Annotated in this window: 15 protein-coding genes; 9 read left to right on the top strand and 6 right to left on the bottom strand. The window is 56.7% G+C overall.

Features of this window, described 5'->3' with window-relative positions:
- Positions 1–6: 6 nt before the first annotated feature.
- The gene (locus NC979_RS22000; protein WP_190516060.1) at positions 7–5,109 is read left to right on the top strand and encodes a PAS domain S-box protein; all 5,103 of its coding nucleotides are present in this window, start codon (positions 7–9) and stop codon (positions 5,107–5,109) included.
- Between the two features lie 133 nt (positions 5,110–5,242).
- On the opposite strand, the gene NC979_RS21995 is transcribed toward NC979_RS22000, so the two are convergent.
- The 3 genes from NC979_RS21995 to NC979_RS21985 all read right to left on the bottom strand — a co-directional run bounded on the left by NC979_RS21995 (position 5,243) and on the right by NC979_RS21985 (position 7,637).
- Positions 5,243–6,130 carry a DMT family transporter gene (locus tag NC979_RS21995; RefSeq protein ID WP_190516057.1) on the bottom strand — a complete coding sequence of 296 codons (888 nt, stop codon included), beginning with the start codon at positions 6,128–6,130 and terminating at the stop codon, positions 5,243–5,245.
- A gap of 119 nt (positions 6,131–6,249) precedes the next feature.
- Positions 6,250–6,927: a hypothetical protein gene (locus NC979_RS21990; protein WP_190516055.1), complete on the bottom strand. Its 678-nt coding sequence runs from the start codon at positions 6,925–6,927 to the stop codon at positions 6,250–6,252.
- A 143-nt stretch (positions 6,928–7,070) separates the two neighbouring features.
- Positions 7,071–7,637 (bottom strand): class I SAM-dependent methyltransferase, encoded by a 567-nt coding sequence (locus NC979_RS21985; RefSeq protein WP_242023889.1) that lies wholly within the window; start codon positions 7,635–7,637, stop codon positions 7,071–7,073.
- 130 nt (positions 7,638–7,767) lie between these two features.
- On the opposite strand from NC979_RS21985, the gene NC979_RS21980 reads away from it, so the two are divergent.
- On the top strand, positions 7,768–9,321 hold the full coding sequence (locus NC979_RS21980) for a metallophosphoesterase family protein (protein ID WP_190516050.1): 1,554 nt from the start codon (positions 7,768–7,770) through the stop codon (positions 9,319–9,321).
- Positions 9,322–9,402: 81 nt separating this feature from the next.
- On the opposite strand, the gene cobU is transcribed toward NC979_RS21980, so the two are convergent.
- Positions 9,403–9,957 (bottom strand): bifunctional adenosylcobinamide kinase/adenosylcobinamide-phosphate guanylyltransferase, encoded by a 555-nt coding sequence (gene cobU, locus NC979_RS21975; RefSeq protein WP_190516047.1) that lies wholly within the window; start codon positions 9,955–9,957, stop codon positions 9,403–9,405.
- Positions 9,958–10,338: 381 nt separating this feature from the next.
- Here cobU and NC979_RS21970 point away from each other — a divergent pair, with 381 nt between their 5' ends.
- The gene (locus tag NC979_RS21970; RefSeq protein WP_190516044.1) at positions 10,339–11,148 is read left to right on the top strand and encodes a hypothetical protein; all 810 of its coding nucleotides are present in this window, start codon (positions 10,339–10,341) and stop codon (positions 11,146–11,148) included.
- An 86-nt stretch (positions 11,149–11,234) separates the two neighbouring features.
- Here the strand turns inward: NC979_RS21970 and NC979_RS21965 are convergent, their stop codons facing one another.
- Complete coding sequence (locus NC979_RS21965) at positions 11,235–12,599, bottom strand: serine/threonine protein kinase (protein WP_190516042.1); 1,365 nt, start codon at positions 12,597–12,599, stop codon at positions 11,235–11,237.
- Positions 12,600–12,829: 230 nt separating this feature from the next.
- Between NC979_RS21965 and mgtE the strand changes: the two genes are divergently transcribed.
- From mgtE to NC979_RS21935, 6 genes are all read left to right on the top strand, one after another.
- Complete coding sequence (gene mgtE / locus NC979_RS21960) at positions 12,830–14,227, top strand: magnesium transporter (protein WP_190516040.1); 1,398 nt, start codon at positions 12,830–12,832, stop codon at positions 14,225–14,227.
- Between the two features lie 467 nt (positions 14,228–14,694).
- Entirely contained in the window at positions 14,695–15,471 is a 777-nt protein-coding gene (locus tag NC979_RS21955; protein WP_190516038.1) for a DUF502 domain-containing protein, read from the top strand.
- Between the two features lie 114 nt (positions 15,472–15,585).
- Positions 15,586–16,236, top strand: a complete 651-nt coding sequence (nusB, locus tag NC979_RS21950; RefSeq protein WP_190516035.1) for a transcription antitermination factor NusB — start codon at positions 15,586–15,588, stop codon at positions 16,234–16,236.
- A gap of 168 nt (positions 16,237–16,404) precedes the next feature.
- Positions 16,405–18,054: a signal recognition particle-docking protein FtsY gene (gene ftsY / locus NC979_RS21945; protein WP_190516033.1), complete on the top strand. Its 1,650-nt coding sequence runs from the start codon at positions 16,405–16,407 to the stop codon at positions 18,052–18,054.
- Between the two features lie 140 nt (positions 18,055–18,194).
- On the top strand, positions 18,195–18,767 hold the full coding sequence (locus tag NC979_RS21940; protein ID WP_190516030.1) for a hypothetical protein: 573 nt from the start codon (positions 18,195–18,197) through the stop codon (positions 18,765–18,767).
- 71 nt (positions 18,768–18,838) lie between these two features.
- Positions 18,839–19,246, top strand: coding sequence for a hypothetical protein (locus tag NC979_RS21935; protein ID WP_190516028.1), 408 nt, complete (start codon positions 18,839–18,841; stop codon positions 19,244–19,246).
- A 75-nt stretch (positions 19,247–19,321) separates the two neighbouring features.
- Here NC979_RS21935 and argZ read toward each other — a convergent pair whose 3' ends face one another.
- Positions 19,322–21,427 (bottom strand): bifunctional arginine dihydrolase/ornithine cyclodeaminase, encoded by a 2,106-nt coding sequence (argZ, locus tag NC979_RS21930; RefSeq protein ID WP_190516026.1) that lies wholly within the window; start codon positions 21,425–21,427, stop codon positions 19,322–19,324.
- Position 21,428: the final 1 nt, after the last annotated feature.

The raw sequence follows: 21,428 nt of genomic DNA, 5'->3' as shown, positions 1-21,428 counted from the left end.
ACCCCCATGAGTTCGCTCACTCTGTTCTGTTTTGCCGACGCCCTAGCCCAGGTGCCCCCCCTACTCGCCGCCAGATTTCCCGACTGTCGCGTGGTGCTGGCGACCACAGGCTCGGCGGTGACGGACTACCTCGCACAGCTAGACTCCGCCGAGGTGGCGATCGCCATCGTTCCCGCAAGCTGGCTTGGCACCGAGGCTCTGCGCTCGTTTTGCGATCGCTTTCCCCAGGCGCTGATGGTAGTGCTTGATCCGGTAGTGAAGCCGCCCCTGGCCGATCAACCCAGCACCGACTATTCTGAATCGGTCTATCGCCGATTGCCCCACCCTGGCACCGATGCCGAGCTAGTGTTTACGGTGACCGCTGCCCTGAAGCACTATCGCCAGGAGCAGCAGCTAACTTTGAGCCAAGCCGCCCTAGCCGACGCCCACCGGCAGCTAGATGTGCTGCGAAGGCGGATGTCGGCGCTGATGGTGCAGCTTGATTGGGGCGTAGCTAGCGCCAGCGATCGCGCTCAGACCGAGCGGGCCCTGCGCCGCAGCCAGAGCGGCCTAGCCGAGGCCCAGCGCATTGCCCAGTTGGGCAGCTGGGAGCTTGACCTGGCCAGCCAAACCATCAGCGGGTCGGCAGAGCTGTTGCGCATCTACGGGCTCGACCCGGCCCAGCCCGCGCCCGACTACGACCAGTGGCGACAGATGATTCCCCCGGAGGATTGGCTACCCCTAGAGGCGGCCATTGGGAAGGCGATCGCCCTGGGAACCCCCTACGAGGTCGAGCACCGCATTGTCCGCCCCGATGGCTCGGTGCGCTACCTTTTGGGCCGGGGCGAGGCGGTTTATAACGACCAGGGAGAGGTGGTGCAGCTGCGGGGCACCGGCCAAGACTGCACCGAGGCCAAGCTGGCGGAGCTGGCCCTGCGGCAAAGCGAGGCTAAAAACCAGGCGATTTTCTCGGCGGTGCCCGACCTAACGGCGGTGGTCAACGCCCAGGGGCAGTATGTCGATTTTGCCTACAACCGCTTTACAGGAGAACTCCTGCCCCAAGTCGCCCAAGGTATTGTGGGTGCCTACGTTGCTGACGTGCTGTCCCCCGAGCTTGCCTACGAGTGGCTGACGGCGATCGAGCGCACTCTGGCCACGGGCACCGCACAGTTTTTTGAGCAGCAGCTAAGCTTTGGCGATCGCACGCAGTATGAGGTGGTGCGCATGGTGCCATACCAAGCCGACCAGGTGCTGGTGCTGGTGCGCGACATCAGCGATCGCAAGGGCATTGAGATGGAAATGCGCCGCCACCGCGATCTGCGGGAGGCCATATTCAACGAATCGACCGATGCCCTGTTTATCGTCGATAGCGAGACCGATTTAATTCTCGACTGCAACCAGCGGGCGGTGATGCTGTTTGAGGCCGACAGCGGCGATCGCCTGCTCCAGCGGCGGGGCAACAGCCTTCAGTGCCAGCCCTTTAGCGAGGCTGAGCTGACAGTAGCCCGCCAGGAAGTGGCCAAACACGGCTTCTGGAGCACTGAGGTCGAATATTTGACCCTCAAGGGGGAGCGATTTTGGGGCAACCTGGCCGCCAAGCCCATCTCCGTAGCCGACACCCCCATGCTGCTGGTGCGGGTGACAGACATTACCGATCGCAAGCGCACTGAGCTGGCCCTAGAGCTGGCCAAAGAGCGCTACCGTCGCGCCACCCAGGCGGCCAGAGCGGGCGTGTGGGAACTCAACCTTGCCACCAACACAGGCTACCTCGACCCCACCATCAAAGCCCTGGTGGGATGGGACAGTGAGGTCATCGATGAAAGCCTCGATCAGTGGCTCACCCTGATTCATCCCGAAGATCGAGACCCGTTGAACGCTGCGATTCAAGCCTGCATCCAGGGCAAGACCGAGGAATTCGTGTTTGAGTACCGCATGCCCCACCGCGACGGTTCGGTGGTCTGGGTGCTATCGCGAGGGCATCTGCGACGCAATGCCCAGGGCCAGCCCGAGGCTTTTTTGGGCACCACCACCGACATTACCCCCCTCAAGCAGGTAGAGCTGGCCCTCAAACAGCTTAACGAAGAGCTGGAACAACGCGTACAGCAGCGCACCCAGGCCATGCAAACTCTGGCTGCCGTGGTTGAAAACAGCACCGACTTAATCGGCACGGCCACCCTAGACGGGGTTGCCATCTACCTCAACCAAGCCGGCCAGCGCCTGGTAGGGCTAGAGCATGAACCCGTCGCCGGTCGCTCCATCAAAAGCCTTTTGAGTGCCGCCACAGTGCCTCAATTTGAGCAGGAGGCCCTGCCCACCCTGATGGCTGATGGGATGTGGCAGGGGGAGTCTACCTTTTGCCATGCTCAGACTGGGGAGGCGATCGCCGTTGAGCAGGTGATGTTTTTAGTCAAAGACCCTAATACCCAAGAGCCCCTGTGTCTGGCCACCATTGGCCGCGACATTCGCGATCGCAAACGGTCGGAGCTTGCCGTTCAAGAGAGTGAAACCCGCTTTCGCCAAATTGCTGAGGCGATTGAAGAGGTATTTTGGATGAGCACCGCAGACACCGCCCAAATTTTGTACGTCAGCCCTGGCTTTGAGCAGATCTGGGGCCTGTCCTGCGAGGCGCTTTACCAGTCGACATCGGTCTGGCTCAACAGCATTCACCCCGACGACCGACCAGCGGTGGAGGCCACCCTGCCGGCCACAGCCGCCACCACCTTAGACAAGGTCTATCGCATCTACCGCGCCGATGGCGAACTGCGCTGGATTAGCGATCGCTCCTTTCCTGTGTTGAATGAAGCCGGCGAGGTCTACCGCGTAGTCGGGGTGGCCACCGATATTACCGAGCGCCGCCAGGCGGAGCAAGCGCTGCGGGAGAACGAGGAACTCTTTCGCGGCATCTTTGAGCAGTCGGCCATGGGCATTATCGAGGCCGATTTAAACGAGCGCATTGTGCGGGTCAACCAAATTTTTTGCGACCTGGTGGGCTACACCACCGCCAACCTGCTAACCATGACCTACGCCCGCTTGACCCATCCCGACGATGTGGAACTCGACCGCACCCACGTCAAGCAGCTGCTCAAGGGCGATCTCTCCAGCTTTATGATCGAGAAGCGCTACGTGCGCTCTGACGGATCGACGGTGTGGGTAGCGCTGGCGGTTTCGCTAGTGCGGAATGCCCAGGGCCAGCCGCAATATCTGCTGGGGGTGGTGAACGACATCAGCGATCGCAAGCAGGCCGAGCTAGCCCTGCAAGAGTCTCGCAACATGCTCAAGCTCGTGCTCGACACCATTCCCCAGCGAGTGTTTTGGAAAGATCGCCAACATCGGTTCTTGGGCTGTAACCCAGCCTTTGCCAGCGACTACGGCCTGACTCCCGATCGCGTTATTGGTAAAACCGAGGATGAACTGCCCTCGGCCAGATATGCCGCTAAGTACCAGGCCGACGATGGGCAAGTGATGGCCACCCGCCAGCCCAAACTGGGCTACGAAGAGCGTGCTAGCACGGTCGGCAACAAGGACCTCTGGACCTTGACCAGCAAGGTGCCCCTCACCAACGCTGACAATGTGGTGATCGGCGTGCTGGGCTGCTACGAAGATATCACCGCCCGCAAACAGGTGGAAGCATCGCTACTCCAGCTCAACCAGGAGCTAGAGCAGCGAGTGCGGGAGCGCACCTGGGAACTCCAGCAGGCCGTCCAGGTCTCCGAGGCGGCGAACCAGGCCAAGAGCACCTTTTTGGCCACCATGAGCCATGAGCTGCGCACCCCTCTCAACGCCATTTTGGGCTTTGCTCAGCTCATGGCCCGCGACGCCACCCTCAGCGGCGACCACGGTCAGGCCCTCAGCATTATTAATCGCAGCGGCGAGCACCTGCTGATGCTGATCAACGACATTTTAGAAATGGCCAAAATCGAGGCGGGCCAGGTCAGCCTCAACGCCGTCCGTTTCGATCTCCACACCTTGCTCAAGGCCCTGGGCGATATGCTCTACCTGCGGGCCCAAGACAAAGGGCTGGGGCTGGTCTTAGACTGCCATCCGACCCTGCCTCGCTACCTAGTCGCCGACGAGCCCAAGCTGCGCCAGGTGTTGATCAACCTGCTCGGCAATGCCATTAAGTTCACCCCAGTCGGGCAGGTCACGCTGCGAGTAACTCCGGCCCATCCCCTGCCCTCGTCCCCCCCGCTAGGTGCCCTGCTGGGGGTGACCTTTGCCGTCATCGATACCGGCATTGGCATCACCGCTGCCAATCGCGATCGCCTGTTTGAGCCGTTTGTGCAGGTGGGGCAAGGGGCAGGCACCGGTCTCGGCCTCTCGATTAGCCGTCAGTTTGTGCAAATGTTGGGTGGCGATCTGACGGTCGAAAGCCAGCCCGGCCAGGGATCTACCTTTGCCTTTACCCTGACGATGCAGGTAGCTGATAGCGTAGATGGTGAAACGCTGTCACCGACCACTCCCGTCGCTGGCTTGGCGGCCGGGCAGCCTAGCTACCGTATTTTGGTCGTCGACGACGAGAGCACTCACCGGCACCTGTTGGGCGAGCTCTTACGGGCGGTGGGCTTTGAGGTGCGCGAGGCCGACAATGGCCAGACCGCCCTCGACCTCTGGCAGCAGTGGCGACCCCAGCTGATTTGGCTCGATATGCGCATGCCTATTCTCAGCGGCCCCGAGACGGCCCGCGCCCTGCGCAGTCAGGAGCTGCGCGCAGGCGCAGCTCCCACCAAAATTATTGCCCTCACCGCCAACGCCTTTGAAGACGATCGCGCCCGTGCTCTAGCATCGGGCTGTGACGACTTTGTGCGCAAGCCTTTTCAGTTTGACCATTTGCTCGCCAAGCTGGCTGAGCATTTGGGGGTCAAGTACACCTATAGCCCGGTCTTCGCCACCGAAGGCAATGCTACCGTGCTGTCCGCTGAGGCAGCGATCGCCCTGCTGCGATCGCTGCCTCAGCCGCTGCTGGCCCAGCTCCAGCAGGCCACGGTGCAACTCGACGGCGATCGGCTCACCCAGCTGCTGGCCCAAATTCCCATTGAGCAAAAAGCCCTGATCGATTGGCTGAGCTGGCAGATTAACGAGTTTGCCTTCGATACCCTATATCCGCTGCTAGAAGCGGCCCAGCAAACCTAGTGCCTGAGCAGCGGCGATCGAAGATGAAGTCTGGTAGTCTCAAAGCCTAAGGTTCAAGGTGTAAGGTTCAAGGTCTCGAACTCACGGCGGGCCTTAGACCATACACCCTGAACCCTACACCCATTCTTCGCCCTTACATCTTCATTCTTTTGCCCTCGCGGTTGGTGATCACCACGCCAGCTATCACCAGGCTGCCGCCTAGCAGCAGCGATGAGGTGGGGGTTTCTTGCAGCAATAGGGCGGCCAGGGCGATCGCAAACACCGGCACCAGGTTGATAAATACCCCGGCACGCGCGGGGCCGAGCTGTCGCACGCCATCGTAGTACCAGGTAAAGCCCACCGCCGAGCCGAGCAGGCCTAGGTAAAGCAGTCCGCCCCAGGTGGTGAGAGATGCGCTGGCGATCGCGTCTCCCAATCCCTCTTTCAGCGCTGGCCCCAGCAGCAACAGCGTCCCTACCCCACAGGCGTAGGTGGTCGCCACGAATGGGGAAAGTTCTTGCATCACAGTTTTGCCCAGCAGGCTGTAGCCCATCCAGCTGACTACGCAGCCGAGCATAAACAGTTCACCAATGCCCACATCCCCCCGCAGCAGACGAACTGGGTCGCCGTCACTAATCACCACCGCTGCGCCCAGCAGCGAGAGGCCAATGCCCAATAGCTTGACGCGGCTGAGCAGGTCTTTGAAGAAAAGGGCGGCCCCCAAGGCGATCGCCACCGGGTTGAGCGCAATAATCAGCGCCGCTCGCCCCGCCTCAACGGTTTTGAGCCCCGAGAAGAAAAACACATTGTAGGCAAAGATGCCAGTTAACCCCAGCAGGGCGATGGGCAGCCACAGTTTTCGGGGTGGTTTAGGGAGGCTGCCCTCGACGGTGTAGGTGAGCACCATGAGGGCGAGGAAAGCGATCGCAAAGCGACAGAAGGCCGCCGCAAAGGCCCCCATATCCTGCACCACTAGCCTCCCAGCGATGAAAGTGCCGCCCCACAGCACCATGGTGACCAAAAGCTTGAGGTAGATGATCAATGGCGGCCCTCGCTTTGGTCTCTAGCAGTGGAAAAACTTCTTGATCTAGCAACAGCAGTGCGTTGCTGATCGTAGGATATTACGGCTTTACTCGAAGTATTGACCAGCAGCTCAGTATCCTATAGGCGATCGCCGTCCAGCTGATGCTTAAGTGAGTCGCCGACGTCGGCGATCGCCGTTTTCATGTGTCGATTCGTGTTTTTGGCCACAACTTTGGTAATGCGATCGGCTTGCTCAGGGGTTGTCCCCAACTGTACCAATCGGGCCTGGAGCGCACTGTTGAACACTCCGGCCAAAGCTGACTGATGGAAATGCAGGGTAGCGAGGCGAGCTTCTTGCTCCGTCAGCTCAAAAATGCCCAGCGCTTTAACGGGGAGGGTGATAGTTCTAGCCTGGGGGGTGCCGTCTTTGGCAATCAGCCACTGCTCGATTTTGGGGTGCTGCTTGACAAATTCTCGCAAACTTTCCAAATAGGCCGCCTGACTGATTAGGGCTACCGACTGAGCCAGGGTCGGCTCTTTTTTTGTAGTCTCGCCGTAGACCTTCAGCAGCCCGGTACTGATGGGAACAAAAGGTAGCGTTGCGCCGATGAGCTTGCCCAAGGGGGCATTGATCGCCTCCAATAGCGAGTCAAGCTGGCTCACCAAAGAAGCTACTCGCCGCAGATTAGGACTTTTTTCCTTTAGCACCTCAGCCAGGCCCAGCACGGCATCGGCGGCATCGGCCGCTCTATCGGCGGTCTCTGGCGAAGCCAGGTCGGGGTCGGTGGTGAGAAAGTTCCAGAGGCGGGTGGCCATAGCAAGCAGAGTCTTCTAGGGGATAGCTTCGGGCGGGTGCAGTTGGGAATGGGCTGAGGGTACTGATGGCTGGGTGTGCTTATTAGCCTAACGGTACCTACGACTAATGGCATAGTGCCAGGAATACTCAGTAGCCGCGATCGCTACTGCTTAATCGCCACACCTCGATAGAAATATCCAGCTACCTTGGGCACCTGCTTGGCGTAGGCGGCTTCTAGTTCAACCTGGTCAAACTGCTGCTCGATCAGCTGACCCATGTCGCGGTCAAAGTGACATCCGCCGGCAATGCGCTTTTGCAGCGGCGTCAGGCGATGCTGCCAGGCTTGAATCGAGGGTTCATCACTGAGGCCGTGCTCGACAAAAAAGAAGCGACCACCGGGCTTCAGCACCCGATAGATTTCGGCCAGCGCCTGCTCAATTTTGGGAATGCTGCACAGGGTGAAAGTGCTGACGACGCTGTCAAAGCTGTGGTCAGCCATCGGTAGTGCTTCGCCGCTGAGCATGCGATGGTCTACCGTGATAGGTGAGGCATTGATGCGCTGTTGGGCCAAACGATGCACCCCAGGGTTAGGATCCACGGTGACGATCTGGCGCACCTGGTCGGGGTAGTATGGCAAATTTAACCCCGTGCCAAAGCCAATTTCGAGCACGTCGCCACTCACATCGGCCAATACATCCCGCCGATAAGAACCCAGGATAGAATCGGCCATGGAAAGCTCGATCAGGTAAGGCAGAATTCTGTCGTTATAAAGGCCCATAGTGGCTGCTGTTTCGCTGGTCTAGCGAGATTCAAGCTACGGGGTTATTCTACACACCGCCCACCCACCGCACCAAAGCACCATGCCTCCAAAACTGGTCACTGAGCCTTCCATCGAAACCAAAATTGAGCGGATGCAGCAGCGAGTGCGGTGGCAGCACCGCCAGATTGCCGAGCGAGGCATTGACCAAACCAGCCTGGTGATTGACGAGCCGAGCGCCGAGGACGAAACATTCTCGTTTTTAGTGGTGGGCGACAGCGGCACCGGGCGGCACCGCAGCGGCAGCCCCCAGCGGCAGGTGGCCGAGCAACTGTTGAAACACCTTGACTCGGCCCGGTTCACACTGCACACCGGCGATGTGGTGTATCTGGTGGGGTCGCGCGATCAGTATCGCTCAAACTTCATCAAGCCCTACCAGGAGTGGCTGATGGGGGGCGATGACTACCGCAAGATTGCCTACGATCGCATGGTGTTTAAGCGGCCAATTCTTCCTGTCCTGGGCAACCACGACTATTACGATCTGCGTAGTGTGGTAGGGCTGCTGTCGGGCATTAGCGGGCCGCTGCGCTATGCCCTGCGCTCTTACCTCGATCTAGATGTGAGCTGGCGCGGCTCTAACCGGGGAGACGCCTATGCCAGAGCCTTCTTAGACTATCTAAAGGCGGTGCCTGAGACTGGGCTGGGGGCGCATTTAGATACCCACTACAGCAGCAAGCTCGACGACGCGCGGGCGCTGACCTACCGCCCTGGCGAATTTACCCGGTTGCCCAACCGCTACTACACCTTTCGCTACGGCGGCATCGACTTTTTTGCCCTCGATTCCAACACCTTCAACCAGCCGTTGCCTATGGCCAATGGCGAAGCCGGTCGTAAGGAGTTGCAGCAGCAATGTCAGCTACTCGAAGCCAAGAAAGATGAACTCCTGCGGCAGGCGGGCATTGGGGCGCTGACTCCCACCGATGAAGACGAGCAAGAAGAACGCACGGAGCGCATTGAAGCGATCGATGAGCAGATCAACGACATCACCAAGCAGCTCAACAGCTCTCGCCTGCAAACGGTGGATACGGAACAGCTTTACTGGCTGCGCGATCGCCTAATTGCCTCCTGGCAAAACCCAGCGGTGCGCGGGCGCGTGCTGTTCTTTCACCACCCGCCCTACGTCACCGAGGCCACCAAGTGGGACCAGGGGCAAACCCTAGCGGTGCGCCATCACATTCGCCAAGTGCTCGATGCCGTCGCCGCCGAAGTGGCCGACATTTCCAAAGACCGCCCCCTGGTCGATCTGGTGCTCAATGGCCATGCTCACTGCCTCGACTACGTGCGCACGGGCGACACCGGTCACGGCGATGCCAACATTCCCTGGGTGATCTGCGGCGGCAGCGGCTACAGCCTACGTCGCCAGCGAAAAGAAGGCCCTGAGCTAACGGAAGACGATAACAACGGCACCCGCGCCGTGGCCAAATCTCACCTCTACCTGGGCCGCGGTGGTAGCCGCAGTCGCCTTAAGCGCCCCTACTCAGGACTGCGGGTCAATGTAGCTGCGGGAACCCCACCCAAGTTGACGGTCACCCCTTTGGTGGCCGAGAAGTACGACGGCGATTGGAAGGGGTATGAGATGGAGGGGATTGAGGTGTAGGGGTGTAGGGGAGTGATGGGGTAATGGGGTGATGGGTAAACGAATCGGCCTTGCCCTCCCACCCCCTACCCTCCCACTCTCCTACTCTCCCACCCCCCTACCCAGCGCCTTCACATCGACCGCATAGCCAGCGATAACTAGGTACACTGCGTCAGCGACGGTGCCGACCCGGCGGGTGAGGGTGCCGAGGCGATCGCGAAACAGCCGCCCGATTGGGTAGGCGGGCACCACGCCCCAGCCGGTTTCTTCGGAAACTAGAACCACGGTGCTGGGAGTTTGCCGCAGGCTTTCGACCAGTGAATTTATAGTGGCCTGCCAGGTGGCGTCGTCTTGCTCTAGCAGATTGGCCAGCCAGGTGCCGAGGGATTCGATCAGCAGGCAGTCCTGGGCGGTGGCGGCCAGGATAGCTTCGGGTAAAGCGACGGGCACTTCTTGCAGCTGCCAGTGGGCGGGACGGCGATCGCGGTGCAATTCTACCCGCTTTTGCCAGTCCAAATCCGCTGGGTCAACGTTAGAGGTGGCGATGTAAATCACCGATTGGCCAGAGTTTGCGGCCAGGGATTCGGCCCATTCGCTTTTGCCCGATCGCGCCGGGCCGGTAATTAGGGAAATGCGATCATTTTCTTGCGAAGTCAAATCTTATCTCACGAGTTACTTTTTGATATGAGCAGGCGTCAAATGAGCAATCTTGCTATGCTCTCTTGCAAGAGAATAAAGTGAAAGTCTCAAGCAAGTCATCCCACCTATTGACAGAGTGTATTATGCATACAAGTGCGCGTCGAACCATTCCCGTCAGCACGCTCTTCTGGTGTCATAGTACACCTTGAGATAGTAGCTAATTCGGGATATTTACCATTACCTTATCAGGGAATAGCACTATCAACATATTTTTTAATTCGACTTACCTTTAAATGTTCAAAAGCAGAATATTACGCCAAAAAATTGGATTAATGCATTTTTTCTTCTAATCAAATTTAAATATTTTATGACAAAACAAATGTTAGAGAGCAAAGTGAGATGAGTGCGAATGACGAAGCCAAAGAAAATCTAATTGAGCTTGGTGCTGACAGCATTGATACCGCAATTGATCTTCTAACAGAAAGCGAACTTTTTCAAGAGATACCTATGGCAGGAATGCTTTGGAAGATTGCTAAGGCAGCAAGATCTATTCCCGATATTATTTTCCTGAAAAAAGCTGAAAGATTTATTAAAACAGTCAACAATAAAACCACCCAAGAAGAGAGATTGTTGTTTTCAAAGGAGATAAAAAAAGACCAAGCCAAAAGAGACAATCTTTATAATTCAATTTTTCTAAAAATTGATAAATTTGATGATTTCACAAAATCCGATTTATTTGCAAAAATCTTCTCTTGCTACATTGTCGGCAAGCTTGAGGAGAGGGAGTTTGTCGCTTTGTCGTCAGCGCTAAATCTTGCATCCATGCAAGATTTTCATTTCTTTTGCAAATCATACTGGGGCTCTTCTATCTTGACCGTGCACAAAATTTTTAAGAATTCCACGTTCGACAAAAAGAACTATGGCTCCTTAGTTACAGCAAATTTAATGATGATTCGGTTGAAAACATCTTTCTCAAGCTCTGATCCATTACGTATGCCTTCTAGTGAATTAGAGTTTGTCGTTACAGAATCAGGCGAATTGTTCGCGCTTATTTCTCAAGATTTAGAAGAGTGTTTCAATCCGCTTGCAGAGCATGAGAAATTATATGTTGCAAATCATGATAAGTCTTATAGAATTGAGATCGATTGGGGCAATAAACAATTGAAGGAAAGGATTGACCAAATTCGTGAAAGACTCCATTCCCAATGAATAAGCAATCTGCGTATCTCAAGAAATTCTGTGCGTCCCTGAAAGCTTACTCCTTAATGCTGAGGAATTGAATACGATAGAAAACTTTAACGATCGCCCTTAGACGACCTGATAAATGCCTCGATTTCGTCCACCAGCCAGACTTTTTCGACTGTTTGCAGGGGAGTGCCAAACTTGTGCTGGTTGATGCCTTCCAGCAGGGCGATCGTATGCACGGGGCGATCGTTTTGGGTGTAGGCGGTTTGCAATTCTACCTTCGCTAGGTCGGCGGTATAGCCTTCAATTCGGCGGGTGCGACCCAGCATGCGGCGGGTGAGAGAAAATTGCTGGCGATCGATGCGCAGATGCACGTGGGCTAACAGGGCATTGACCACGCCGCTAATCATGCTAAAGCCGGCCACCCAAAAGGGAATAGCAATTAGGCCAAACAGCAGCGACCCGCCGCCGGTAACGGCCCCAATTGTCCAGACCAGCACAAAACCGTTCCAAAACAGACCAAATAGGCCAATGCCTGCGGTTTCACCCCGCAGACCCGGCGGTGGAATATAGATAGACAGCTCAGTTGGCGACGTTTGTACCTGCACGCGGGTGCCCACTGGGGGGCGCGGGGCCAACCGGCGCAGAGCGGGTGAGGCGGGTGGGGCGGGCTGAGTCAGGGCCGCGAGGGCCACTTGTGCCGAAGCAAAGCGGTCTTCGACTAAGGGGTCAAGCAGCTGGTCGAGCCAGTTGGCAAACGCGGCAGACACCGCCACGTAGGGGCGAAAGTTGATGCGCAGCCGCTCCTGGGGCAGATCGGCGGGCGACTGGTGGGTAAGCAAGAACAGCAGCGTTGCCCCTAAGCTATAGAGATCGGTGGCGGGCACGGCCTGACCGCGAAACTGCTCGGGGGCCATATAGCCGTAGGTGCCGACCACCGTACTGCCCTGACGGAGGCTATCGCGATAAACCGTCTGCACTGCGCCAAAGTCGACTAGGTAAATGTGGCCGTCGTCGCGACGAATGATGTTCTGCGGCTTTAGGTCGCGGTGAATAACGGGTGGGTTGAGACCATGCAGATAGATCAGCACGTCTAAAACGGCGATAGCGATGCGGCGGGCCTCGGCTTCATCGACCCAGCCGCCCGCCTCAATCCAGTCGGCCAGAGAGGTGCCCTCGGCCAGGTCTTGGGCCAGATAAAACCAGCGGTTGTCAGGAGTATCAACCTGAAAAAAGTCGATGTATTGAGGGATCGCGGGGTGATTGAGGGTTTTGAGAATGTGGGCCTCGCGCTCGAACAGCTCAATCTTCTTCCAATCTTGCAGGCCGCGCAGGGAAAGTTCTTTGAGGGCGATGGTCTGACCTGTGGCCAACCGTTCGGCGGCGTAGGTTGTGCCGCTGCTGCCCTGACCCAGGCGGTGCAAAATTCGATAGCGACCGTCGATGATGGCGCTAGTAGCCTGGGTAGGTTCCATGGCAGAGGTACGATTTAAGATGGCCTATGCTTCCCTATTATGCCCTTGACAAAATCTGGCTGCGGCTAAATCTCAATGGCTGCTGAGACTATCTGAGGCGGCCGAATTGGGCCAGTTGCAGCCCTAAAATTTGTCTTTGCTGGGGTTAAGAGAATAATCCTAACGGTTTGACTTCTCTGCGAGACCAGAGGCCACTAGACTAGAGGCAATGTTGTAGCTGGGGACAGGCGTTGAGTGAAACGCAAAACACACCAAGTACCCTCGCCATAGACCGCAGGGAGCTGCAAGAGCTGGTGCGATCGCAGCTACAAGTGCTGCTAGAGCAGGGCAATTTGCCAGGGGCCAAAGCGCTGCTGGTGCCGGTGCGACCTGCGGATATTGCCGAAGCCATTGAAGACCTACCCGAGGCCATGCAGGCGATCGCCTTTCGGCTACTGGGCAAAGGTGAGGCGATCGAGGTCTACGAAAACCTTGACACCAGTGTGCAGCAGGCACTGATCGAAGATTTCAAGCGCCAGGATGTGCTCGACATTGTCGACAAAATGTCACCCGATGACCGGGCCAGGCTCTTCGACGAGTTGCCCGCCAAGTTTGTGCGCAGTCTGCTGTCTCAGCTCAGCCCCCAGGAGCGCGAAGCCACCGCTCAGCTCTTGGGTTATGAAGCCGGTACCGCTGGGCGGATTATGACCCCAGAATACGTGGCCCTCAAGGAAGGCTGGACAGTTTTACGGGCGTTAGACTACATCCGCAGCCGCGCTTTCGTCAGCGAAACCATCTACTACCTATTCGTCACCGATGCCGCCCGCCGCATGACCGGCATTCTCTCGCTGCGGCACCTGGTCACCGGCCAGCCTGAGCAAACCATCGGCGACCTGATGACCCGCGATGTGATCTCGGTACGCACCGACGCCGACCAAGAAGACGTTGCCCGCCTGGTGCAGCGCTACGACTTTTTGGCGGTGCCCGTGGTCGATACCGAAGAGCGTCTGGTGGGCATCATCACCGTCGATGACCTAATCGACGTAATTGAGGCCGAAACTACCGAAGACATCTACGCTCTAGGCGGCGTCCAAAGCGGCGGTGACAGCTATTTTCAGTCAAACCTGTTTGATGTGGCCCGCAAGCGGGTGGTGTGGCTTTCGGTGCTGCTGATTACCAATACCGTTACCACCGCCGTCATTCGCAGCCAGGAAGATATTTTGCAGCAGGTAGTGGCCCTAGCGGCCTTTATTCCCCTACTGATTGGCAGCGGCGGCAACGTGGGAGCACAGTCGTCTACGGTGGTGATTCGCGGCCTCAACACCGAAGAAATTAGCACTAAGCAGGCCCTCTCAGTGATTCGGCGAGAAGCGATCGCCGGTACCGTGCTAGGCCTAATGCTAGGGGCGGTAGTTACCGTCTGGGCCTACGTGCTCCAGGGCAACCTGCCCGTGGCTGTAACTGTAGGCATCAGCTTGGTAGCCATTTCTATTTTGGCCTCTACGGCTGGAGGTGCGTTGCCTTTGCTGTTTGATGCCCTGAAATTTGACCCAGCCCTGATGTCGGCTCCGTTTATTACCACCATTGTCGATGTGCTGGGGGTGCTGCTCTACCTCACCCTGGCCCGCCACATGCTGGGGTTGGCCTAGGCAAGACATTGAGCGGGTCTTCAGGCCAGTGGTTAAATTTGGCGTTGCTAAAGGGTAGCCTGAACTGGGTTAGGGACGAACGGCCGATTGCCCTTACGAGAAACGGCTTTTGATTTATACCCGTATCCAACAATCCCAAACCTCAGGCCCTGCCCCTCAGGCCATTCTGTTAGCCACGCTACTGATTTGCTTTAGGATAGAAGAACATAAAAGCCAGACTTGAGCCAATCGGGCAGTCTTTTTGCCCGGTTCTCTATACAAATGTTTACAATACTTCTAAAGGTCGTTGCCGATCAGACTAGCCGACTGCCCATACTTAAATAAGTTCGTTTCAGGCTAGCTCAGTTTATTGTTTCGCCTGCTCAGCTTCAGCCATCCCTAGCTAGTATTTTGGGATTATGGACTTAAACGGTTCGCCTACTCTGAACAAGCCTCCTCTCTCCAGCCCTGATCACCCTGAGCTCCCTGTGCTGCAAAAGATCAAGCAAGACCTCAAGAACGATCTAATTGCCGGACTGGTGGTGGTTATTCCCCTGGCAACTACCATCTGGTTAGCGATCACCATTTCGGCCTGGGTGGTGCGGTTGCTCACCCGATTTCCCAAGCAGCTGACCCCCTTTGATGGTCTCAACCCTTTTCTGGTCGACCTGATCAACCTGCTGATTGGCCTATCGGTGCCCCTGCTGGCTATTTTGATTATTGGCCTGATGGCCCGCAACATCGCCGGTCGCTGGCTGCTAGATGTGGGCGAAAAAGTGGTGCAGTCAATTCCCCTAGCGGGGTCGGTGTACAAAACGCTGCAACAGCTGCTGCAAACTGTTTTTCAAGACTCTAGTACGCGGTTTCGGCGCGCAGTATTAGTGGAGTATCCCCGTCGGGGTATTTGGGCAGTTGCCTTTGTCACCGGAGCCATGACGGCTACAGCTTCAGCAACCCCCAAGATGCTGAGTATTTTTGTGCCCACGACCCCTAACCCGACCAGTGGCTGGTATGCGATCGTGCCCGAAAGCGACGTCGTCAACCTGTCGATATCCATTGAAGACGCTTTCAAGCTAATTCTCTCGGGTGGTATTGTCGGGCCCAACCTGGCGGCGGCGGTTCCACCCGATCGCATAGTATCTATAGCCAATGAAGGTCAAGCTAACGGCCCCATTGCTCTAGATCTAGGCGTTTCTCAACTTGCCCCCGACTTGGCCGAATATCCCCAGCAACTTTCCGTCTTGCCGGTAGACGAAGATTGCTAAGATATAGCCTGGTTCTAGCCCTGGGGTGAGGTTGACCGTCGGTGTGCGTAAAACTTCGCCGGGTCAGTTTTGCCTTGGGAAGATCCTGCACCGCCGCTCCTGGGAGACATGACTATGCAAGCTCGCCGTATGGCCCGCGAGTTGGCCCTACTGGGCCTCAGCCAGCTTTCTGACAAGCCCGGCAGACTAGCGCCCCCAGACTTTGAAAAACTGCTGCTGGCGGCCATTCAAACCCTGACTGCCGAGGCCAAAGACGCCCTCGAAACCGCCGCTGATGAGCTGAAGCGGGGCAACCAGCACCTGGTCGACAGCGGCACCCGCGCTAGCGATGTGGAGAAGGGCCGGGCCATGGTTGAAGAGGCGATCGCCCTCACCCAAACCGCCATCAATCGGCTGGCCCACGCGGTAGAGCTGCCCGAGTTCATTCGCCTCAGCAACCAGTCTGAGATCGAAGCCTTTGCCCTAGAACTGCTCACTAACACCGCTAAGTACCAGAGCCAGGTCGACAGCGTTCTCGATGAAGCGATGGTAGCTTGGAACCTCAAGCGTCTGCCCCGCATCGATCGCGACATTTTGCGTCTGGCCGTAGTCGAAATGAACTACCTGGGCACCCCAGACCGAGTCGCCATCAACGAAGCGGTGGAGCTAGCCAAGCGCTACAGCGACGACGACGGCTACCGCTTTATCAATGGCGTGCTGCGCCGAGTGGTGAGCCGAGGGGATGAGGGTGAGGTGGAAGTAGAGACCGATAGTCCCGTGGTGTAGGGAGTGGATGGGTTAGGAGGCTAGCGGCGGGTTGAGCTGGGCGGAGCTTGGTTCCATCCATTCTGCTAAGGGGTCTCAAGCTCTGCTCGGGTGTGGATGAACGTACCCGTGCTTTGCCCTGAGAACGATACTATTAACAACAATAACAACGTCCAAGGTAGCTCTGATATGGCTGGGTTCAATTGGTTTCAGCGCAGTTTTGATAAGTCTAACAGCGCCGATGCTGATGCTAAACAGGCTGAAGCTAAAGCCCCAGAACCCTCTCAGGCACCCACCCCGGCTACCCCGCAACTCTCATCAGAAGACTATCTGAAGTGGGCCAAGGCCGCCTACCAAAACATTCAAAAACAGCAGGCTGAGACTAAGACTGACGATTCAGCTGCCGAGGCAGCGCCTGTTGAAGCGGTGGAGGAGACTGTCGCTGCAGTGACAGAGACTGAGGCTGAAGCCGTTGAAGAGTCTGTGGCTGGTGAGTCAGCCGTTGAGACTGAGATTGCAGAACCAGCGGAAACATCGGCAGCTGAGCCAGATTCAGCCATTTCAGAATCCTTAGAAACCGTCGAATCTACCGTAGAAGCCTCTGTCGTCGAACCCGCTGCTGAAGCTGAAGTCCCCACCGTGGAACCAGCAGCGGTAGAGCCAGCAGCCGAGCCGGAACCCGTTGCGCCTCGCCCCTTTTGGGCACAAGCGGAGGAAGAGCGCCTGCAGCGTTTAGCTCAGCTGGAGGCAACGGCGATCGCAGAACCCGAGCCCGAGCCTGCACCCATGGCCGCTGTTGCTGCGCCCCCCGCTCCCGTTCTACCCGATATTGATTTAGACGAAGCCTTTCTCTGGTCGGCGGAAGTCCTCGCTGCTCAAGGACGACGGCCCGACGACATCTCTGCCGAAGAGATTACCTGGCTCAACAAGCTGCGCCAGGGGCTCAACAAAACTCGCCTCGGCTTAGTCAACCAGCTTAAGGCGATCGTCGGCCAGGGGCCGCTCAACGACGACGCAGTGACGGAAATTGAGGCCCTGCTACTGCAGGCCGATGTAGGGGTTGCCGCCACCGACAAAGTGATTGAGGCGCTGCAAGCTCGCATGCGCCAGGAGGTGCTGCCGCCCGATCAGGCGATCGCCTACCTCAAATCGATTCTGCGGGATATGCTCAATGCGCCCTTGGCCAACTCCCACAACCTGGCGTTTACCCCCGAGAAGGGCAGCTTCAACATCTGGTTGATGACCGGGGTCAACGGCGCAGGCAAAACCACCACTATCGGCAAGCTAGCCCACATCGCCAAAAAGTCGGGCTACAACACGCTGATTGCCGCCGCCGATACCTTCCGTGCCGCCGCTGTCGAGCAGGTCAAAACCTGGGGTGCCCGCAGCGATGTGGAGGTAATCGCCAACCCAGGGCAGAACACTGACCCGGCAGCGGTGGTGTATGACGCGATCGCCGCCTCCCAGTCTCGCAACATTGAGCTGCTGCTGGTCGACACCGCCGGACGCCTGCAAAACAAAAAGAACCTGATGGACGAACTGGCAAAAATTCGCCGCATCGTCGATAAAAAAGCTCCTGATGCCCATGTCGAAGCCCTGCTGGTGCTTGATGCTACCCTGGGCCAAAACGGTCTGCGCCAAGCAGAAGTCTTTGCCGAAGCCGCCAACCTTAGTGGTGTAGTGCTCACCAAGCTCGACGGCACCGCGAAAGGCGGCGTCGCCCTGGCGGTAGTCGAGCAGTTGGGGCTACCCATCCGCTTTATCGGTGCGGGGGAAGGCATCGAAGACCTGCGACCTTTCTCTAGCTATGAGTTTGTCGAAGCCCTAGTGAGTGGTTAAGCTTTTCAAAGTTGTTCATCGACTCGTGCCTCTCTAAAAGCGGTAGGTTTGTTGGCGACTAATCTTTGGTTTGCAGATTGATAGACCGGTTGGTGGGCAATATTGAACATAGTCGACTAACTATTGCTCTAAGCACGCCCATGGAACCTGAACAACGATTGGACTATCTCTACAAAGAGTATGTGAGGTTAAGCCAGCAGGCAGAAAACTATATCCAAAGCGCCTTTGAAGATCTCAAGCTGATGGGAGTGATTGGAGCCACCATCGCTCTTTGGAAACCCATCGTCGATTTTGTCTCGCTAGCAAAACCTGAGATTGATGCTAGCGGGTTGCTATTTTTGGGCTTTCTTAGCCTGCTGCTGATCATTGCAATCATAGGGTTCTGGAATCTGATCAAGCAATCTTTTATTATCTTTTTTGCAGACAATCTTCAGAGCTACGAAGAAGAAATCAGAAAAGAACTAAGTGTGATCGAAGGGTCAGGGGTTTTTGGTCTTAACCTTGAAAAAGAAGCAAAACTTCTACAGAGTTATAGATCTACTTTCGCCGCCTTTCTTTCGGTTTTTGCTCTAGCGACAACTTTCATACCTTTTTTGATCTTGATTTCGCTCAGTGTTACCTATGCGTTGAGTTATCTGGCGCTGTCACTGGTGCTGTTTGGAACGTATTTTCGAGTCCTTAAAAAGTCAACTCGAAGATTTCTTAAGCATTAGATTTTTCTTCGCTACAGTAGCTAATTAGTTCGGAATCGTCAACACAATTTTTTGCTCCAGGAGAAGCAAAGATGAAATACTTCAATCCCAAAACAATGAGGCCGAACACCAGCCAATTTCATGAAGCCGTAAAAGAGAAAATTAGCTTAGAGGGTCAGAAAGGTGTTGCTTATCAAGCTGTACGAAGCCTTTTTTTACAAGCCGAATCTTTATATAGAACGCTTGATTTTGTTACTAACGAACAACTTTTCACAAAGGCTGGAAAGTATCTTACTCACCGGCAAGAGAACGATGCTATTGCTTTAACAGCAATGTACGCGGGGGAGCTGAGGACAGAGTTGAGCGATAGATTGGTAAAAGAAGATGCTTCAATCAGTGATTCAGAGCGATTAATTCTCCAAATGACTCTAGAGATTTACAAAACAACCTGTGAGGCTAACTACGGAGCGTTAGGTAATCCAAGATGGATTGATGACTAAACCATTTAATTTAGAAAAAATCAGCGTCCTAATGTCGAAATAGACTCAGGACGCTGATTATGTAGCCCTCTACGGCTAAGCCATCACATGGCGCTGGGTGAGCTTATCAAGTTGCTTCACCAGCAGACTGAGGAACAGGCCCACATCGGTCACCACTCCTGTGGATTCCAGTGAGCCGCGATCGGCTAATTTCGTCACCACGGCGGGGTTGATATCAACGCAGACCATTTTCACGCCCGAAGGGGTCATGTTGCCGACGCCGATCGCATGCAGCATCGTCGAGAGCATCAGAATCAGGTCACAGCCTTCGATCAGACGAGCGTACTCAGCCTGAGCTTCAAGCAGGTTCATCTTAGTGTCAGGCAGAGGGCCGTCGTCGCGAATGGAACCGGCTAGAGAGAAGGGCACATCGTGCTTGACGCACTCGTAGAGCACGCCGCGAGTCAGCACGCCCTGCTCGACGGCGTTGGCAATGCTGCCGCAGCGGCGAATGCTGTTGATCGCTCGCAGGTGGTGACGGTGGCCGCCGCGTACTGAAGTGCCCTGCTTCATATCAACACCCAGAGAGGTGCCGAGCATGGCCTGCTCAATATCGTGGACGGCGATCGCATTGCCCCCCAGCAGCGCCTGCACATAGCCCTCGCGAATTAACCGCCCCAGATGGTCGCCGCCGCCAGTGTGAATCACCACCGGGCCAGCCACTACAGCCACCTTGCCGCCCTGGTCGCGCAGGCGACGCAGATCCCAAGCTACCTGTTCAACAATCAGCTCCACGCGGCGCTCGCTAGAGACCCCCGAGCCCATAAAGCTAAATTCTTCGGTGATAGCAGCGGCGCGGCTGCGGTCCTTGGTGCTGCGCACGCTGCGAATGCCGTCGTAGCCGACAATTACCTGATCGCCCACCGCCAGGTCGCGCAGCAGCTTGCAGCTGGCCACCGGTTCAGTCTCCGACACCACGATCACGCCATCCATGCGCTGACCCTGCACCCGCACCCACTGCCCCCGCACCCGCACCTCAGTGGGGTAAATGGTGGAACTGTAGAAGTCGTCAGGGGCAACCCCGGCTTGGGTAATGGTCACCAGATGGGCATCCTGCTGTTCTTCAGGCAGAGCCACCGCACCCAGATCGATCAGCTGGGCCATGATCTCGTCCATCACCTCGCGATCGGGGGCCGAGACGCGAATTTCTGCGGATGAGGTGCTCTGGCGCTGCTCGCCCAGATCAAAATTCAGCACTTGGAAGCTGCCGCCGCCCTCCATCACTAAATCCAGCGCCCGGCTAACCAGACCGGAATCGAGCAAGTGGCCAGTTATGGTGACGGTGCGAGCGATGATGCCCTTCTCGCCAGCGGGCTCGGGGTGCAGGGGCTCGGTGACTCGTAGGGTAAGGCACTTAGCGGCACCACCGGCCTTGAGAAACTCGGTTAGGGGCGTTTCTACCACCTCAAAGCCCGCGTCGGCCAGTTGCGCCTTCAGCTCATCGCTGGCCTTGTTCATGATCACGGTGCGATCGATGTTCACCGAGTTACAAGCGAAGTTGATGGCGTCGGGTTCGTCGATGGCGATGCGCTTTTCGGGGGGCACCCGTAGCTCGATCAGCCGGTTAGAGTATGCGTCAAAGGCGGCGGGGTAGTAGAGCAAATAGCCACCAGTCAACGGACAAAAGCAAGTGTCTAAATGGTAGAAGCGCTCGTCCATCAGGTGTAGCGACAGCACTTCGATGTTGAGCCACTCGGCCACCAGCCCGTGGGAGTCTAGCTCGGTGCGAAAGCCATAGCCCGCCCACAGCCAGCGCCCCTCGCGATCGAGCAGGGCATCGCCTGCACCTTCAAAGGGCAGTTCCGGGGGCAGGGTAAACACCTGGTGACCCTGAGCCTCAAACCATTCTTTAAAGAAGGGCTCCTCACCCTGACGCTCGGGGTGCAGAAAGCGGCTCAGCACTACCTGGTTGCCCAAGATCAGCCCTGCGTTGGCGGTAAACACCATATCTGGCCAGCCCTGCTGAGGTTTGACCAAATTGACATCAGCGCGATCGCTAATAACTTGGTAGAGGCTTTGCCACTGCTCTTGGGCGGCTTCAAGCGACGAGCGGTGAATGTTGCCCTCCATCCAGGGGTTGATGACGTAATCCACCTCGTAGTGGTGAGGGGCGCACATGAGAAAACGAATGGAGGAGGTCATA

Source organism: Leptolyngbya subtilissima AS-A7 (genome assembly GCF_039962255.1).
Lineage (GTDB): Bacteria > Cyanobacteriota > Cyanobacteriia > Phormidesmidales > Phormidesmidaceae > Nodosilinea.
Note: the sequence above shows the minus strand (reverse complement) of the source record. Positions and strands in the feature narration are given on the sequence as shown.

Coding starts and splice junctions, on each gene's coding strand:
- NC979_RS22000 (WP_190516060.1), top strand. CDS start 7: ATGAGTTCGCTCACTCTGTTCTGTTTTGCCGACGCCCTAGCCCAGGTG.
- NC979_RS21990 (WP_190516055.1), bottom strand. CDS start 6,927: ATGGCCACCCGCCTCTGGAACTTTCTCACCACCGACCCCGACCTGGCT.
- NC979_RS21985 (WP_242023889.1), bottom strand. CDS start 7,637: ATGGCCGATTCTATCCTGGGTTCTTATCGGCGGGATGTATTGGCCGAT.
- NC979_RS21980 (WP_190516050.1), top strand. CDS start 7,768: ATGCCTCCAAAACTGGTCACTGAGCCTTCCATCGAAACCAAAATTGAG.
- NC979_RS21970 (WP_190516044.1), top strand. CDS start 10,339: ATGAGTGCGAATGACGAAGCCAAAGAAAATCTAATTGAGCTTGGTGCT.
- NC979_RS21965 (WP_190516042.1), bottom strand. CDS start 12,599: ATGGAACCTACCCAGGCTACTAGCGCCATCATCGACGGTCGCTATCGA.
- nusB (WP_190516035.1), top strand. CDS start 15,586: ATGCAAGCTCGCCGTATGGCCCGCGAGTTGGCCCTACTGGGCCTCAGC.
- ftsY (WP_190516033.1), top strand. CDS start 16,405: ATGGCTGGGTTCAATTGGTTTCAGCGCAGTTTTGATAAGTCTAACAGC.
- NC979_RS21940 (WP_190516030.1), top strand. CDS start 18,195: ATGGAACCTGAACAACGATTGGACTATCTCTACAAAGAGTATGTGAGG.
- NC979_RS21935 (WP_190516028.1), top strand. CDS start 18,839: ATGAAATACTTCAATCCCAAAACAATGAGGCCGAACACCAGCCAATTT.
- argZ (WP_190516026.1), bottom strand. CDS start 21,427: ATGACCTCCTCCATTCGTTTTCTCATGTGCGCCCCTCACCACTACGAG.